At 66.2% G+C, this 15,679-nt stretch carries 14 protein-coding genes; 3 read left to right on the top strand and 11 right to left on the bottom strand.

The window, feature by feature from the left end:
* Positions 1-113 precede the first annotated feature (113 nt).
* The gene (locus ACQY4T_RS21760) at positions 114-2,357 is read left to right on the top strand and encodes a TonB-dependent receptor (protein WP_428534945.1); all 2,244 of its coding nucleotides are present in this window, start codon (positions 114-116) and stop codon (positions 2,355-2,357) included.
* A 140-nt stretch (positions 2,358-2,497) separates the two neighbouring features.
* Here the strand turns inward: ACQY4T_RS21760 and ACQY4T_RS21755 are convergent, their stop codons facing one another.
* Complete coding sequence (locus ACQY4T_RS21755) at positions 2,498-2,833, bottom strand: energy transducer TonB (protein ID WP_428534943.1); 336 nt, start codon at positions 2,831-2,833, stop codon at positions 2,498-2,500.
* A gap of 637 nt (positions 2,834-3,470) precedes the next feature.
* Positions 3,471-3,728 carry a hypothetical protein gene (locus ACQY4T_RS21750; RefSeq protein WP_428534941.1) on the bottom strand — a complete coding sequence of 86 codons (258 nt, stop codon included), beginning with the start codon at positions 3,726-3,728 and terminating at the stop codon, positions 3,471-3,473.
* A gap of 277 nt (positions 3,729-4,005) precedes the next feature.
* Here ACQY4T_RS21750 and ACQY4T_RS21745 point away from each other — a divergent pair, with 277 nt between their 5' ends.
* Positions 4,006-6,249: a hydantoinase/oxoprolinase family protein gene (locus ACQY4T_RS21745; RefSeq protein WP_428534939.1), complete on the top strand. Its 2,244-nt coding sequence runs from the start codon at positions 4,006-4,008 to the stop codon at positions 6,247-6,249.
* A 260-nt stretch (positions 6,250-6,509) separates the two neighbouring features.
* The gene (locus ACQY4T_RS21740) at positions 6,510-7,112 is read left to right on the top strand and encodes a hypothetical protein (protein WP_428534937.1); all 603 of its coding nucleotides are present in this window, start codon (positions 6,510-6,512) and stop codon (positions 7,110-7,112) included.
* 130 nt (positions 7,113-7,242) lie between these two features.
* On the opposite strand, the gene ACQY4T_RS21735 is transcribed toward ACQY4T_RS21740, so the two are convergent.
* The 9 genes from ACQY4T_RS21735 to ACQY4T_RS21695 all read right to left on the bottom strand — a co-directional run bounded on the left by ACQY4T_RS21735 (position 7,243) and on the right by ACQY4T_RS21695 (position 15,479).
* Complete coding sequence (locus tag ACQY4T_RS21735; protein WP_428534935.1) at positions 7,243-7,515, bottom strand: helix-turn-helix domain-containing protein; 273 nt, start codon at positions 7,513-7,515, stop codon at positions 7,243-7,245.
* 105 nt (positions 7,516-7,620) lie between these two features.
* Complete coding sequence (locus ACQY4T_RS21730) at positions 7,621-8,799, bottom strand: YncE family protein (protein ID WP_428534933.1); 1,179 nt, start codon at positions 8,797-8,799, stop codon at positions 7,621-7,623.
* A gap of 236 nt (positions 8,800-9,035) precedes the next feature.
* Positions 9,036-9,968 (bottom strand): glycosyltransferase family 2 protein, encoded by a 933-nt coding sequence (locus ACQY4T_RS21725; RefSeq protein ID WP_428534931.1) that lies wholly within the window; start codon positions 9,966-9,968, stop codon positions 9,036-9,038.
* Between the two features lie 13 nt (positions 9,969-9,981).
* On the bottom strand, positions 9,982-11,034 hold the full coding sequence (locus tag ACQY4T_RS21720; RefSeq protein ID WP_428534929.1) for a radical SAM/SPASM domain-containing protein: 1,053 nt from the start codon (positions 11,032-11,034) through the stop codon (positions 9,982-9,984).
* Complete coding sequence (locus ACQY4T_RS21715; RefSeq protein ID WP_428534927.1) at positions 11,034-12,347, bottom strand: glycosyltransferase 87 family protein; 1,314 nt, start codon at positions 12,345-12,347, stop codon at positions 11,034-11,036. Before ACQY4T_RS21715 ends, ACQY4T_RS21720 begins: the two co-directional genes overlap by 1 nt.
* A complete protein-coding gene (locus ACQY4T_RS21710; RefSeq protein WP_428534925.1) occupies positions 12,344-13,300 on the bottom strand; it encodes a TIGR04282 family arsenosugar biosynthesis glycosyltransferase in 957 nt (318 codons plus the stop codon). The genes ACQY4T_RS21715 and ACQY4T_RS21710 overlap by 4 nt, the downstream gene beginning before the upstream one ends.
* A gap of 3 nt (positions 13,301-13,303) precedes the next feature.
* A complete protein-coding gene (locus tag ACQY4T_RS21705; protein ID WP_428534923.1) occupies positions 13,304-14,047 on the bottom strand; it encodes a molybdopterin-dependent oxidoreductase in 744 nt (247 codons plus the stop codon).
* On the bottom strand, positions 14,044-14,751 hold the full coding sequence (locus ACQY4T_RS21700) for a cytochrome b/b6 domain-containing protein (RefSeq protein WP_428534921.1): 708 nt from the start codon (positions 14,749-14,751) through the stop codon (positions 14,044-14,046). Before ACQY4T_RS21700 ends, ACQY4T_RS21705 begins: the two co-directional genes overlap by 4 nt.
* Positions 14,748-15,479, bottom strand: a complete 732-nt coding sequence (locus ACQY4T_RS21695; RefSeq protein WP_428534919.1) for a substrate-binding domain-containing protein — start codon at positions 15,477-15,479, stop codon at positions 14,748-14,750. Before ACQY4T_RS21695 ends, ACQY4T_RS21700 begins: the two co-directional genes overlap by 4 nt.
* Between the last annotated feature and the right edge of the window lie 200 nt (positions 15,480-15,679).

Here is a 15,679-nt window from a genome sequence, read left to right as displayed (position 1 = left end):
ATTGCGCCCGCTGCTTGGCCAAATAAGCCTACTCAATATAACCAAGTCTTATAACGCCGACGCCTGATACTCCATGCGACGTGCGTGTCGAGCCGACCTCGAAAGAGTAATCTATGCGTAGTTTGACTCTGCTCCGGCGGCGCGGCCTGCTTCCTGTTTCGCTACTTGTGCTTGCACTCTTTCTGACCAAGACAAATCCCGCACCGGGACAGGTGCCCGCCGGTGCGTCCGCCCCGCGGGACAACTCGGCGCCGACAGATATCGGCACCGTCAGCGCGACCGGCGCGGGTGGGCTGGGCGCCGCGCCGCAACCGGGGACGGCGGCCTATGTCGCGCCAAGCCGAGCGCCGCTGGACGCCAGCCAACCGACATCGATCGTCGGGCAACACTTCATCGACCACTCGATCGTTCCGACGCAGAACTACGACAGCATCATCAAATTCTCCCCCAGTGTTCAGAACATCGAACCGGTCGGTGCCGGACTACAGCAAAACTTCCTGGAAACCATTCGCGGCTTTACCTACAGACAATTCAACACGACGTTTGACGGGCTGGTCATCCCCGGCACGATAAGCAGCTTCGCGCCGCAGAGCGAAGCCTACTTCATGGCACACGACATCGGCGCGGTGCAGGTCGATCGCGGACCGGGAACGGCATCGACCATCGGCTACGCAACGTTCGGCGGCACGGTCGATATCCAGTCGAAAGAGCCGCTTGACACCTTCACGGTGAACCCGTTCTCCACGGTCGGCAGCTTCAACACCTTGTTGACGGGTGTGGAGCTGGATTCCGGTGCACGGCCGGAATTGAACGGCGCCCGCGGCTACCTCGACCTTCAGGCGCTCGACAGCGATGGTTACCTTACCGGCACGTCCACCGTGCGACGCAACGCGTTTTCAAAGATCGAGGTCCCGATCGGGGATAACACCCTCATCACCTTTGTCCGCATGGTCAATACGTCATTCAACCATACGCCGATCGGTGCAACGCAGGCACAAATTCGCCAACTTGGCGCGAACTATGGGCTCAGTCAGGACCCGACGTCGCAGGCCTTCAAGGGCTACAACGCGGATCATTACTCGGCTGATTTCGAATATGTCCGTATCAGGTCGAACCTCGGCGACGGTTGGGGGATCGAGAACACGCCCTACACCGCGTCTTATTATCACGGCAACATCGTCGGCCTCGACCCGAACGGCACCACACCCAACCTGACCGGGAAGTATTTCGTCAATGGCAGCGCGACGGCCCTAACAAACGCCGTCCCCGGCCGTGCGGCGCATAGCGATTTTCGCGATTGGGGCAACGTGCTGCGGGTGACGAAGGATACCGATTATGGTCAGGCGCGGGCAGGTCTGTGGTTCGACAACGATGCCGCGGGAGCATACCGAACGAATATCCTGCTGTCGCAAAATAACGTCGCATACACCAAAACTGCTACCGGTTCGGCCGCCGACTACAATTACCACACGACTTTGCGGACCTATCAGCCATACTTCGAATTCGCCCTGCGGCCGGTGCCCGGACTGGTCATAACACCTGGCCTGAAATACACCTCGACAACCCGCTACCTGGATGCGGCGATCAACCAGACCACGAAGGTTCCAGCCGATTTCAGCGAGACATACGCGGCCCTGCAGCCCGCCATCGATGCACGCTACACCTTCGCCAAGGGGCTGGTCGGTTACGCACAGGTGGCCAAGGGCTTCCTGGCCCCGCCGCTCGGGGTGCTGCAGACGACGCAGCCGCAAAGTCTCAGCCCGCAACAGACCTGGAACTACCAGATCGGTGGCACCTGGCAGAAGGATCGCTTCACGGTGTCAGGCGATCTGTACTACATCGACTTCAGCAACCGAATTGCCAGCCAGACTGTCGCCGGGACAACGTTTTACTCCAATGGCGGGGGCGCCGTCTACCAGGGGATCGAACTCGAAGGCACCTTTCGGATGATCCGCGGTTTGTCGCTTTATGGGAATGCGACCCTGAACGACGCACATTACAAGCATTCCACCACCACGCTTGCCAACGCGCCCAACCGCACCGCGGCGCTCGGCCCAATCCTTGAACTGAACAACTTCTCTGCCTCGCTGCTGGGAAAGTATATCGGCAAGCAATACGGTATTGATCAGCCGACCAACACATATCTGATAAAGTCCTACATGACCGCCGATTTCGCGATGGGCTATGTCCTGCCGATCCTGAACCACCGAAAGTTAGACTTTCGACTCAATGTCAACAATATCTTCGACAATAACAGCTTGATCGGGTTGAACCAGTTGGCCGGCGATGGCAAGACCGGTCTCTATTGGACCGATCCAGGACGCAGCGTGTTCTTCACCTTGTCGGCGACGCTCTGAGAGTGCGATCGCTTTTAGTGGGACCACCAAAAGCGTGAATCGCCCTCCGAAACAATGAGTTGCTAAGCATTATCGGTTCAACCTGAACCGATAATGCTCAGGCGCTTGGGCATTCGTCGCCGGTCAGCATTCGTCGCCGGTCAGGCCGACCTGAATTCCACCCACACCAGGAAGCGCATCAGCCGGCCCGCCAACTCCGGCGGCGGCGCCGGATAGTGCGCAGTTTGCGCGGCGCTGATCGCTGCGTGGTCAAGCATGGGCGCGCCCGAGGACTGCGCAAGCGACGGGTCATCCACAACGCCGCTCCGATAATCAAGCCGCACCCGCGCCTGCCCGGTCACTCCCATCATGCGCGCCGCGGCCGGGTAATGGACGGCGGCCTGCACGGCGTCCCGAATTCGTGCCTCCAGCGCGGATTGCTGATCAGCGGCCTGAGCCGGCAGCGGAGCACGCTGGAGGGCGACCGCGCTACCCAATGGCCTATCGCCGGCTGCGGTGGCAGCACCCCTGCTGCTTGGCCGAGGCGCATTGGTCGGGATCTCGACCCGCGCAGCCTTTACTGAATGTTGCGCAGCCGAACTGTGTACCTGGTGATTTGCCGGCCGAGGCGGCGGCGGCAGCGACCGAGGATGGGGTAAAACCCCACCCGACGAATCTGGCGCGGACGCTTGAGGCAGATTTTCAGCCCGCGTGATGATCGATTCCGTCGGAGCAAGAGATTGCTCGGCCATGGATCGAGACGCGGCCAACGCCTGGGGCTGGTCGGCCGCCGGAGAGTTCGGCTTCTCCAGCGGTGTCATCAACGCCGCCTCGGGCTCTGTCATGGCGGCAGTCGGAACATTTGGCGCCGGCTTTACCGCCGCGGGCTCCGGCTGCACCACCAGTTCAACAACCAGCGGCGCGAGTGGTCTCGCTTCGTGCGTAAACATCAAAGCCGCGGCAAGGCAGGTCACATGCAACGCCGTTGCCGAAACCAGCGGCATGCGGAACAAACGCCCAGGCGTCGCGCTTACCGGGCCGTGCTCGATCTCGGCGCGAGGATCGGTTTGAAGCCTCAAGTCGCGGAGTAGACCCGCGGTGACGGCCGATCCAGATGCAGGGCTCGTTCGCGCCTCAGGCAGCATTGCCATCGAGCAGCTTGGTCGCATGATCAAGTGCCTCGGTACATTCATCGGCATCACCTTCCGCCGCCTCTTTCTTCGCGCGCTTGAGGTCTGCATCGATCAGCCGCTTCATCGTCGTGTCGCCGGTAAATTTCTGCGCCCTTTGGCCGAGTTGAACGCCACGAGCCGAGCAGACGGCGAGGTCGTCGGCCCATGTCGGCAAAGCGGCTACGGACAAAAGCAATAGGCCCAGGGCAATCGAGCGCATGCTGTTCTCCCTTCTGACCAGGACCGATGCTCCATCTCAGCGCAAACAACCGGACGTGGAATTCGGTCAAAAATACAGCGCGCGACAACAAGGCTTCCCACTTTGGTGATCCGCTCGGTCATCGTGCTATGATCGCCCTCAGTATGGCAGTGAATCTGCCTCGCACTAGAAGGATAGCGCCAATGGGACGTGAAGTTTTTGTGTCGAGAGCAGCAAACAATTGCCAGTTTTACCAAGTCCAGCGGGACGCTTCGTCGTTACGTCCGCGTCGCGACGCATGACCACCACCATCGGTATCGACGTCGGCGGCACCTTCACCGACGTCGTCGTCGCCACCACCGGCCGGGATCCGATCATCGCCAAGGCCGCCACCACGGCGCAGGACCAGTCCGACGGCGTGCTCGAGGGCATCACGCTGGCCGCCGAACGCCTCGGCCTGTCCACCGCCGACCTGCTGCGCCGCACCGCGCGCATCGTCCACGGCACCACCGCGGCCACCAACGCCCTGCTCGAAGGCAAGGCCGCCCGCGTCGGCATGCTGACCACCGCCGGCCATCGCGACGTCATCGAAATGCGCGAGGGGCTGAAGCCCGACCGCTACAACCTGCGCATGACCCCGCCCGTCCCGCTGGTGCCGCGCCGCTTGCGCTTGCCCGTCACCGAACGCATCCGCGCCGACGGGTCGGTCGAGATCCCGCTTGACCCCGCCTCGCTCGCCGCCGCCATCGACCGCCTGCGCGACGCCGACATCCAGGCTTTGGCGATCTGCTTCCTGCACGCCTGGCGCAACCCCGAACACGAGCAGCAGGCCGCCGCCGAGGCCCGCCGTCGCCTGCCCGGCATCTACGTCACCGCCTCCTCCGACGTGCTGCCCCAGATCAAGGAATTCGAGCGCTTTTCCACCACCGTCGCCAACGCCGCGGTGGGTCCGGTGATCCACAACTATCTCGGGCGCCTGCAGTCCCGCCTGCGCGAAGCCGGCCACGACGGCGAACTGCTGGTGATCCTGTCGCATGGCGGCGTCGCCTCGGTGGCAGAGGCGACAAGGCTCGCCGCCGGCACAGCGCTGTCCGGGCCGGCCGGCGGAGTCGCCGCCGCGGTCGCCCTGGCCCGCGACGGCCTCGCCCCCGACATCATCGGCTTCGACATGGGCGGCACCTCCACCGACATCGCCGTGGTGCGCAACGGCGCCCCGACGCTGGCGGGCACCAAATCCCTGGCCGGCGCCACCATCGCGCTGCCCAGCCTCGACATCGTCACGCTCGGGGCGGGCGGCGGGTCGATCGGCCAACTCGACCGCTCCGGGCTGCTTGGCGTCGGACCGGAAAGCGCCGGCGCCTCGCCCGGCCCGGCCTGCTACGGCCAGGGCGGCACTGCCGCAACAGTCACCGACGCCAACCTCGTGCTCGGCTACCTCGACCCGGCCAACTTCCTCGGCGGCCGCCGCACCCTGGACCGCGATGCCGCCACCGCCGCGCTGGACCGCCTCGCTACCGATCTTGGGATCGACACCGAAGCGGCCGCCGCCGGCATCCATCGCCTGGTCAACGCCCGGATGGCCGATGGCGTGCGCGTCGCCACGGTGCGCCGAGGCGTCGATCCGCGCCGCTACACGCTGCTGGCGTTCGGCGGCGCCGCCGGATTGCACATCACCGCGGTCGCCGCCGAACTCGGTATCAGTCGCGTCGCCGTGCCATTGACCGCGTCGGTGCTGTCGGCCTGGGGCATGCTGAACACCGACCTGCGCATCGAACTCAGCCGCAGCCAGGGCCAAACCGCCAGCATCGAGACCGCCAGAACCGACACCGCCAGCACCAACACCGCCAGCACCAACACCCCCAGAACCGACACCGCCCGCATGCACGCATCCAGCATCGGCGGATCCCACACCGCCGAAACTGACACCACCAGCATCGACACCACCAGCACCATCGCAACCAGCATCGACACCACCAGCACCATCGCAACCAGCATCGACATCGCCTCCCTGAAAGCCGCTCTCACCGCGATGGAAGCCGAGGGCCGCGCCCGCCTGGCATGGTTCGACGGCACCGTGACGCTGCGACCCTCGGCCGACATGCGCTACGGCGAGCAGGTGTTCGAGATCCCGGTCGCGCTCGACGATATCGACTGGACCGCTGCCGATCTCGCAACAACCCTCGCCGATCGGTTCCACGCCGCGCATCACCGGCTCTACACCTACGCCCTACCGGACCAGGAGGTCGTGCTGGTCAACGCCCGCCTGTCGGTAATCGGACACCTACCCTCCGTCGAGGCCGCTGTCGCGCCGCCGGTGTCCGCTCACGCCGCCCCGAAGACCCGGCGGACGATCTACCTCGGGGGCGCCACCAGTGTGCCGGTATTCGACTTCGCCGCGCTGCCCGCCAACCAGACTATCGCCGGACCCGCGATCGTCGAATCCGACACCACCACCGTCCTGCTGCGCCCCGGCGACACCGCCCGCTTCGACCCGCGCGGCTGGCTCGTCGTCGCGATTGACGCCCCGCCTACACCGTCGTAAGCCCAAGGCCGTCGTAAGCCCAGGCTTTCTTAAGCCCAGGCCTTTGTAAGCCCAGGCCTTTGTAAGCCCAGGCGGATCGACACCCAGGAGATAAAACCATGCAAGGCGACCCGACCCTGAGCGTGTTCTGGCAGCCGGGCTGAACGAGCTGCCTGAAACTCAAGGAGTTTCTCTCGGTCCGTGCGATCGGGTTCAAATCCATCAACGTCCTGACCGACCCCGACGGCCTTTCCGAACTGCGCCGCCTCGGCGCCCGATCGGTGCCGATCCTGTCGCGCGGCGATGATTGGGTGTTCGCCCAGAACATCGCCCACGTGGTGAATTTCCTCGGCCTGAACGAGGCCACCGGCCCGGTGCTGTCCCCCATCGCCCTGAAGCGGCGCCTGGATCTGTTCCTCGCCACCGCGATCCTCATCGTGCCGCAAATGCCCGACCGGCTGCTCGCCACCGAGGTCCCCAACCGCCCGCGCAGCTACCTGGCGCTCGGCCACCACCTGTTCCGCATCCCCGAGGGGGTGATCGAGGTCGCAAGAGGTGCCACACTCGACAACGCCATGCTGACCGGCGGCCCGCCACCCGAAATGAACACCGGCGCCGCTCTCGCCGGCTACGGCCAGCAAGTGCAGTCCGAACTCAACGCCTGGTGGCATGACGGCGCGGACCACACCGGGGCGCAGACCGTGCGGACCTACTACGGCCCACAGACCCTGCACGAGGTGATGGAACGCACCACCTGGCATTGCGGCCAGCACGTCCGCCAGTGGTTCATGCTGCTGCGGATGGTCAACCTAACCCCCGTCGCCACTCTGGACGCCGCCGCCTTCGCCGACCTGCCGATGCCCACCAGCGTCTGGGACGGATAGCTTCTTCACTCAATTCCAGCCGACCAACCGGTTGCGGGCCTTCGCGCAAGCTTCGACGATCGCGTCGTAGCCGGCCCAGACGCAGCCGGAGTTGTTGGCACGCAGATCGACGCAGCGCCAACGGACGACCTTAATGGATCTTCGGGTCCGGGCCGGCGATCATCCATGCGCGCAGTTCGGCCATCCGGGCCTCGGTCAGCTTGGGACTCGCCGCCGGCGGCTTGCGCGACAGCAGGCCGTCAACCCCGGCATCGTTATAGCGATGCACCCAATCGCGCAGGGTCTGACGGTCCATCCCAGCCTGGCGCGCGGCGTCGTGCCGCGAGGCGCCATCGTGGATCATCGCGATCGCCAGCAGCCGCCGGGCCTGGGCTGCGTCCGCCCCGGATTTTGTCGAAGACATCTTCGCGGTGCGGCCGGCGAGGCTTTGGTTCTCCCAGCAAACAACAGGCCGAGGCGGCCGGATTCGCCACCCGGTCAAGGTGACGTCCGGCAGCGGAGGCGATGATTACTTTTGCGGAAAGATTCCGATCCGATCGGCGCGGAACGAGCTGACCCAGATCTTGTTGCCGACCTGGATGGCGCCGGTGCCGGCGCCCATCACGCCATAGACCCCGCTTTTGACCACATCGGTGAGCCTCAGCGTGGCCGGATCCATGCGGTAGATCTTGAACGGAACGTTGCAGTTTGTCGCATTGGATTCGAAGCAATCCAGCGCTTGTTTGACGGTGACGTCCTGGCCGCCGACGAAGATCGATTTGCCGTCCGGAGACCAACGCACGTTGTCGGTCAGGATGGCGGTGGGCACGGTGTCCACCTTCGGTGGCGTGCTTGAAAGATCGATCCGCGCGACCTGCTTGCCAGACCACAGCGCCAGGTAGATCTGCTTGCCGTCGGGCGAGACCACGACGCCGTTCGGGCCGGACATCGCCTCGGTGCCCCCGACCGGCGTCCAGCCCTTGGCGGGATGCCACTCATCGAGCGCGCCGACCGGCTTGTCGTTGCTGAGCTTGTTCAGGCGATCGGCATCGGTGGGGTCCCACAGGCTGGTGACCACGATGCCTCCATCCGGCAGCGAGGCGACGGCATCGGGCCAGAAGCCCTTGGGGGCGACGATGCAGCCGACCCAGGTGAAGCGCGGCCTGGCGTTCGACAGATCGACGTTGAACACCTCGACCGATTCGCGGCCGCCGTGGTTGACCGCGTAGAGTACGCGATGGGTGCCGCTTCGGGTCAGGTCGAGCCCGTGCGGGCCGAAGGTCTTCATGTCGACCGGGCCGGGACAATCGGGATAGGTCTTCTTGTCGGGGCGGACGGCGATCTGCGTTGGCTGGGCCGCGGTGACAGTTCTGTTGCTGGTGTCGAACAAGTAGAGATAACCCTGCGGATGGCTGGGTGTGGACAGGTCGCTGCCGATTACCCATTTCGTATTCGGTATGGGCGCGAAGTCCTCGACGTTGGTGACGCCGCAGATGAAACTGACGCCGCGGGCCGGCGCGCAGTTGACGTTCGGTGCGGCATGCGCCGGATGGGCCAGCCATAGGGAGACTGCCGCGGCCGCCAGCGTGCCGAGGACGGTTTGCCGCCTGGTTTGCCATCGTGTTGGCCGCCTCGTCGCCGTGGCCCGCGTCATCCTGGATCGAGCACGATCGGGCGCACGGCCACGATCCGGTTTTGTGGTGAGCATTTTTTCCTCCCTGTCGCCAAGGCCTTTCAGCAACCTCGACGTGTGGAGAGGGTTACGCCGGGTCGCGTCGCTGTCAATCAAGCGGGGCAGCAGGCGGTGGGCCGCCGGCGAGCAGGCAACGGGGCGGTGGCCGCCGGCGAGCGGGCAAAGCGGCGGGGGCCGCTGACGAGCAGGCAAAGCGGCGGGCGGACCCGCCGGGCGGCGGTCGGGTGGATCAGCGACCTGGCTGGACGGGATCAGCGGCGCGGCTGTAGGCCGACGCGGATGAAGGTGGAAACGATCTTGCCGCCGGCGCGGAGCGTGCCGCGCAACGAGCCGGCGACCTTGGACTGGCCGGCCGAGCGGCAGCGATAGGGCAGCGGAATTTCATCGATGCGCAGTCCGAGACGGGCGGCCTTCATCTGCATCTCGATGTTCCAGCCGTAGGTCATCTCGCGCATGTCGAGACGTCGCAGTGCGTCCCGCCTGATGGCTCGGAAGGCGCACATGTCGCTGTAGTGGACCCCATACAGCGCGCCGATGCCGAGGCCGGCCGCGCGTCCGGCGAGCACCTGGTGCCATAGCATTGCCCCAGGGTCGCGTTGGCCTCGGGTGCGGGATGCCAGCACCAGGTCGTGGGTGCCGGCCAGCACCGGTTCGGCGATCTGGGCCAGCAGGTCGCCGCGGTCGGCGCCATCGCCGTCGAGGAACACGATGACGGGGTATGCGGCGGCCTCGGCGCCGGCTTGGCAAGCGCGGCCGTAGCCGCGGCCGGCGTCCAGCACCGTGGCGCCGGCCCGGGCAGCGATGTCCTGGGTGCCGTCGGTGCTGCCGCCGTCGGCGACGATGATTTGGCGGGCGATCGCCGCGGGCAGTTCGTGGATCACCGCGGCGATGGAGTGGGCCTCGTTGAAGGTCGGGATGACGACGCTTACTCCGTCCCGCGCCGCGGTGGCGACCCCGTCTAGCGCCGCGCTGGCGTTTCCGTCCCGAGCCATGGTGGCGCCCCCGCCCTTCGCTGCGCTGGCGTTTCCGTTCCGCGTCGTGGTGGCGACCCTGCCCTTCGCTGCGCTGGCGTTTCCGTTCCGCGCCGCGGCGGCGACCTCGCCTTTCGCTGCGCTGGCGTTTCCGTCCCGCGCGGCGGTGGCGTTTCCGTCCGGTGCCGCGGTAGCGGCAGGGTCGGTGGTCATCGGTGCCCTGGGGTCAGAGGCTCCATCGCAGGCCGCAGTTCTGGCAGGGCGCGGGCGGGGTTTCGCCCAGCAGCGAGGTGCGGAAGCCGCGGTAGGCCGGGCTGTTCCAGATGTCGCGCAGGGTGTCCTGGGTGGCGTCGCCGAGGGTGTAGTTTTCGTAGCCGCGGGCGGAGAACGGGGCGATGCAGCAGGGCAGGGCGCGGCCATGGGCAGTGAAGTACATCAGCGACCACGGGCGGCGGCAGGTGGCCCACGGCTTGTCGTCGGCGGCGCGCTTCAGGCTGAGCCCCGGTTCGGTGGCGCCGGAGGCATCCAGCGTCACGCCAAGTTCGGCGCCGACGGCCTGCGCGGCTTCGATCGCCGATTGTTCGTCGTTTCTGGTCTGCTCAAATAACGAAAATTCGGCGCGCGCCTTGCCGAAGCCGGTCTCGTCGAACACCAGGCGCTGCAGGTGGACTTCCTTGACGCCCATCGAGGCGGACAGGCGGACGAATTCGGGCAACTGCTCGACGGTTTCCTTAAGGCCGGTAAGCCATAGCGAGACGCGCGGATGGGTTACGCCCATCTGCTGTTGGAAGGCTGTGAATTTGCCGACGTCGCGAACGATGCGGGGGAAGAAGTCCTTGCCGCGGATCGCGGCGTAGCTTTTGCGGTCGGCGGCGTCGAGCGAGACGCGCAGCTCGTCCAGGCCGGTATCGATGATCTCCTGGAATTTTTTCGGGTTGAGCAGGGTGCCATTGGTGTTGAACAGCACGTGGGTGCCGCGGTCCTTCAGGTAGCGGATCATCTTGGGCAGGTGCTTCACCAGCATCGGTTCGCCGACGCCGTGCAGCACCACGCGGGCGACGTTGGGCACCTGGTCGACGATGCGGGTGAACAACTCCCAGCTCATGTCGGCGGGCGGTTCCAGTTCTTCAAACGTACGCGGACAGGTTTCGCACAGCAGGTTGCAGCGGTTGGTGACCTCCAGATAAAGGCAGACCGGGGGCGCTTCGGCTTGGTCGTTGCGTTGCGCGGCGACGGTTTCGAAGTATCGGCGCGGGTCTTTCAGCGTCGTGGTGGACATCAGGTGGTTCCCTTGATCGGTTCGGCGGTGTGTTTCGGACGCAGTCCGGCCAAGGCGAGCCCGAGGGCCGGGACGAAGACGACGGATGGCCAGACGAACCGGTCCCCGAAAGTGTCGAGGTAGAGCAGGATCGGCGCGGTCGCCATCCACAGCACCGCGGGTGTTGGTGCCAGCACACAGGGCACCGCCAGCCAGGCGAAGTACCATGGATAGTGCGGGCTTATGGCAAAACTAAGGACGGCCATCATCACACCGGCGGCAGCGCAGATCGACACCGCGTTGTCGGGGCGGCGGACGAAGGCGAACCAGGCGCCGAACGCGGCCAGCAGCAGCGCGGCGACGGCTTTGTAGATGATCGCGGCGGCGGGCGGCAGGGTCATGATGCGTGACAGGCCGGCGAGCAGCCAGAAGCCGGCGCCGCTGTCGTAGCCTTCCTCGGAGCCGTAGCCTTGCAGGAAGCCGAACACGCGCAGGCCGACGCCGCTGTAGGCGGCGTAGAGCAAAGCGATGGTGGCGAGCGCGGCGGCGGCGGTGCGCCATCCGGTGCGGCGGCGCCACAGCACCGGGGCGATTACCGCGGGCAGGAACTTGGTGAGGATTGCCAGGCCGAGGGCCGTGCCGGCCCAGCTGTCGCGGTGCAGCACGCGCAACAGCAGCGCCGCGGCGACCAGGCCGATGGCGGCGGCGTCGATATGGCCGTTGCCGGCGAATGCCCAGACCGGCAGCGGATTCCAGGCGTAGATCAGCACGCGTTCGGGTGGCAGTCCGGCGAGGCCGAGCAGGCGCAGCAGGCAGTATACGGCGAGGATTTCGAAGCCGACCATGGTTGCCTTGACGGCGATCAGGTTGGACGAGACGAAGGCGACCGCCGCGTACAGCGCCTCGGCAGCGGGGGGGTAGATCGTGGGCGCATACTCGGCCCGATTGATATATGGATAAACCGTGGGGTCGCGCAACGACGCCAGCGCGGGATCGGCCGGCAGGTAGCGATAGGGATTGACGCCGGCGGCCTGCACCCGGCCGTCCCAGACATAGCGGTAGATGTCGGTTGAAAGGAACGGCGGCGCGACGATCAATGGCAGGCGGAGAGCCGCCGCGACCAGCAGCACCAGCCAGACGGCGCGGGTTTGCGCCGGTCGGCGCAGCACGGTGAACACCGCCGCCAGGTAGAACAGGGCGCTGGTGCCGGAAATCACCACGAACCAGGTTTTCAACCGGATCGAGCCGACCCCTAGGGCGCCGGGAACGTGCAGCGACAAGGCGCCCAGGGTCAGCGCCAGCAGGCATGAGCCCAGGACCGCCAGGCGGATCATTCGGCGGCGAAATCCACACCCTGTTCGCGCAAGGTCATGCGTTGCAGTGCCGCGGCGGTGAACGGCGCGGCGTAGGGCAGCAGGCCGTTGCACATCTGGGGCGTTGTGGTGTCGCGCAGCAGGCGGGTCAGGGCGGCCTGGTCGTCGACGTCGTACCAGGGTGGCAACTCGACGACCTCGAGGCCGAGTTGAGCGGCGCGGGTGCGGGTGGTTGCGGCAACGCTTTCGGTGCTCCAGGCGATATCGGCGAACAGGTGGGCGTGCGCCGCCTTCATGCCCAGCAGGTAGTAGCCGCCGTCCTCGGCGGGACCGAGCACGATGCGGTCGCCGGGGGCGGCGAGGGCGGCGGCGGTGCGGACCAGGACGGCGGTGGGCAGGGTCGGACTGTCGGAGTTGAGCACCACGGCGGAGCCATGGCCGCGGGCCAGCATCGCCAGGATGGCGTGCAGCAGGCAGCGGCCGAAGCCCTGCACGTCGGGCGGCATCAGCGGCGAGCCATCCGCCAGCAGCAAGCCGGTGCCGGCGGCGAGGTGGCCGTCGAACAGCGCCTCCTGGCCCTCGGGCGCGTAGGCGACGAAGCCGGCCAGCTTGGTGTGCCGGGCGGCTTGGGCGATGTTTTCGGTGATGTCGCGCAGGAAGGCGGCGCTGAGGTGGGCGGCCTGGTCAGGTCGCAGCGGCGGGCACAGCCGGGTCTTGCTGAAGCCGGCGCGCGGCGCCTTGGCCATGACGCCGATGGCACAGCAGGCCGCCGCGGTTCTGGTCGGTGTAGTCTGGGTCGCTGTAGTCTGGGCCGCTGCCATCTGGGTTGCTGTAGTCTGGGTCGCGGCGGCCTGGGCGGCTGCGGTCTGGGCGGCTGCGGTCTGGGCGGCTGTAGTCTGAGCGGCTGCGGTCTGGGCTGCTGCCATCTGGGCCGCTGCCATCTGGGCCGCTGCAATCTCGGAGGTGTACCCCATGGATCATATCCCGCTGAACCAGTTGTAGCCGCGATCGGGCCAGAAACCCTTCGGCTGCTGGTTTGTCACGTATAGCGTGGTAACGAATTTCGGATTCTTAAACCCTAATTTGGTTGGAATCCGGATTTTGAAAGGGTAGCCGTGCGGTGTCGGCAGAATGTCATCGGACAATTTGAACGCCATCAGGGTCTGTGGGTGCAGGGCCGTTGCCATATCGATGCCTTCGTAATAGCCGTCGGCGCACTCGAAGCCGACATATCGGGCGGTGGTGTCGGCGCCGATGCGGTGCAGGAAGGTGCTGAGCGGGGGGCCGCTCCATTTGCCGATCATGCTCCAGCCTTCGACGCAGACATGGCGGGTGATCTGGCTGAGCTGGGGCAGGGTGTAAAGTTTTTCCACCGTCCAGGGGCGTTTGTCGGCGATCTGGCCGGCTAGCGTCAGGCGGTAGTCTGCTGGGGTTTGCCTGGGGGCCTTGTCCGGCCCGTACCAGGCGTTGTAGCGGAAATCCTTCACCGCGTCGGCTTCGGGGAAGGTCGGGGCCAGGCGATCGGGGCGGAAGATCGCCGCCTGCACCCGGTCATTGAAGCGGGAGACCGCGGCCAGGGCGCGCTGCACGCTGTCGTGGTCGCTGATGTCGCAGCCGGTAAGCAGGGTCAGGGCGCCGATCGAGAGCTGGCCTCCGAGCAGGCGGCGGCGGTGCAGGGAGGGGCGGTGCATGAGGGGGCGGTGCGGGGGAAGGTCGATCACGCGACCTCCTTTTGTGGGCTGGCGGTGTGCGGGCTGGCGGTGTGGGGGTGGGCGGTGGCGCGTCCCAGGGTCATAGCCACGAAGGTCTTGGGTACCAGGATGACGAGTGCGACGTGGATCACGATGAACAGCGCGATCGCGGTCATGAACACGAAATGCACGATGCGGGCGCCCTGGAAGCCGCCGAACAGGGTCTCCAGCGGGTAGGTCTGCACCGGCTTCCAGATCGCGATCCCCGATAGCAGCATCATCGCGACGGCGGCGAGTACGCCCCAGTAGGCGACGCGCTGGACGGCGTTATACTCGCCTAGGCGGTGATCCAGCTTGAGCCGGGCGGCGGCGGTGAAGTCGCGCCAGAACGAGACCGGGCCGACGGGGAGGAAATCACGCCAGAAATGGCCGGTGATGGTGTTCCACAGCATGAAGCCGAGATAGCTGAGCAGCAGCAGCCACATCCCGGCGAAGTGCCAGGCGATGGCGCTGGCGACGCCGGGATCGTTGTGCAGCGCCAGCGCATCCTCGACGTTGCCGCCCAGGGTAAGGCTGACGGGGAAGCTGAAGCCGAAGATCGGACTGGAATTGTAGATGCGCCAGCCGCTGCCGATCATGACCAGGATCGCCAGCGCCATTAGCCAGTGGGTGATGCGGGCGGCGATCGGGTGGGTTTGCACCTGCTGGCCGGGGCTGCGTGGAGGTTGGGTCATGCCACTCGCTCCAGGCCGGCTTGCTGCAGCACGGTCTGGCCGTCGGGGCTGGCGAGGAAGGCGATGAACGCACCGGGGTTGCCGCGACGGGCCAGTGTGGTGATGGACGCGGCGTAGAGGATCGGCGGCCAGGCGTCGTCGGGCACCGGGAGGATGGTTTGCAGGCGCGGGTCGGCGACGACCTCGGTGTTGTGCAGCAGGCCCTGGCGGGCGGCGCCGTTTGCCAGGGTCCAGGCGACCGCGCCGGTATCGATGACACCGATCAGGGTGGCGGGGGAGGGGCCGAGGTGGCGCAGGATGGCGGTGCCGTCGAGGTCGGACCCGAACGAGGGATCGGGCACCACGAACGACCCGTCCGGCCCGGCCGATGGCTTGGCCGCGGCGATGACCAGCCGGTTGCGCCACGGCTCGGTTTGGCTGCCGAGCTGGATGAGAGACTGGCGGTTCGCCTGGTCTATGGTGCGGGTCTGTGTGACGATGATGTCGTTCTGGATCTGGCGCTCGATTTGCGGCAGCAGCAGGCCGGGAGGGGTGGGGAAGACCCGGATGCGGACCCCGCTGCGCCGGCGAAAGGCGGCGCCGGCGGCGCGCACTGCCGGCGCTACGGCGGCGTCACACGACACCGCGAGGTCGGTGGTGCCAGCAGCGATGACCGGGGCAGGGGAGGTGATGGTGGCAGCCAGTGCCGTGGTGCTAACGGCAAACAGCTTGCGCCGCGCAACGTTCATGCTGGGACGTCCCCTGTATTGCTGGTGAATACTATCATTAGGCAATTTCACGGGTGAATTCTTCTTCACCTTAGGGATCATCTACAGCAGATTGATATGTCGTGGCTGTCGCAGCGCCGGGAACGGTGCCGAGGCGAATAGATGTCATACGGCCGGCGCATCCATCTGGTTCAGCGCCAGACGCCTGGTTGGGTGCATGG

Source organism: Rhodopila sp., assembly GCF_965277825.1.
In the GTDB taxonomy this organism is placed as follows: Bacteria; Pseudomonadota; Alphaproteobacteria; order Acetobacterales; family Acetobacteraceae; genus Rhodopila.
Note: the sequence above shows the minus strand (reverse complement) of the source record. Positions and strands in the feature narration are given on the sequence as shown.

Coding starts and splice junctions, on each gene's coding strand:
- ACQY4T_RS21760 (WP_428534945.1), top strand. CDS start 114: ATGCGTAGTTTGACTCTGCTCCGGCGGCGCGGCCTGCTTCCTGTTTCG.
- ACQY4T_RS21750 (WP_428534941.1), bottom strand. CDS start 3,728: ATGCGCTCGATTGCCCTGGGCCTATTGCTTTTGTCCGTAGCCGCTTTG.
- ACQY4T_RS21745 (WP_428534939.1), top strand. CDS start 4,006: ATGACCACCACCATCGGTATCGACGTCGGCGGCACCTTCACCGACGTC.
- ACQY4T_RS21735 (WP_428534935.1), bottom strand. CDS start 7,515: ATGTCTTCGACAAAATCCGGGGCGGACGCAGCCCAGGCCCGGCGGCTG.
- ACQY4T_RS21730 (WP_428534933.1), bottom strand. CDS start 8,799: ATGCTCACCACAAAACCGGATCGTGGCCGTGCGCCCGATCGTGCTCGA.
- ACQY4T_RS21725 (WP_428534931.1), bottom strand. CDS start 9,968: ATGACCACCGACCCTGCCGCTACCGCGGCACCGGACGGAAACGCCACC.
- ACQY4T_RS21720 (WP_428534929.1), bottom strand. CDS start 11,034: ATGTCCACCACGACGCTGAAAGACCCGCGCCGATACTTCGAAACCGTC.
- ACQY4T_RS21715 (WP_428534927.1), bottom strand. CDS start 12,347: ATGATCCGCCTGGCGGTCCTGGGCTCATGCCTGCTGGCGCTGACCCTG.
- ACQY4T_RS21710 (WP_428534925.1), bottom strand. CDS start 13,300: ATGGGGTACACCTCCGAGATTGCAGCGGCCCAGATGGCAGCGGCCCAG.
- ACQY4T_RS21700 (WP_428534921.1), bottom strand. CDS start 14,751: ATGACCCAACCTCCACGCAGCCCCGGCCAGCAGGTGCAAACCCACCCG.
- ACQY4T_RS21695 (WP_428534919.1), bottom strand. CDS start 15,479: ATGAACGTTGCGCGGCGCAAGCTGTTTGCCGTTAGCACCACGGCACTG.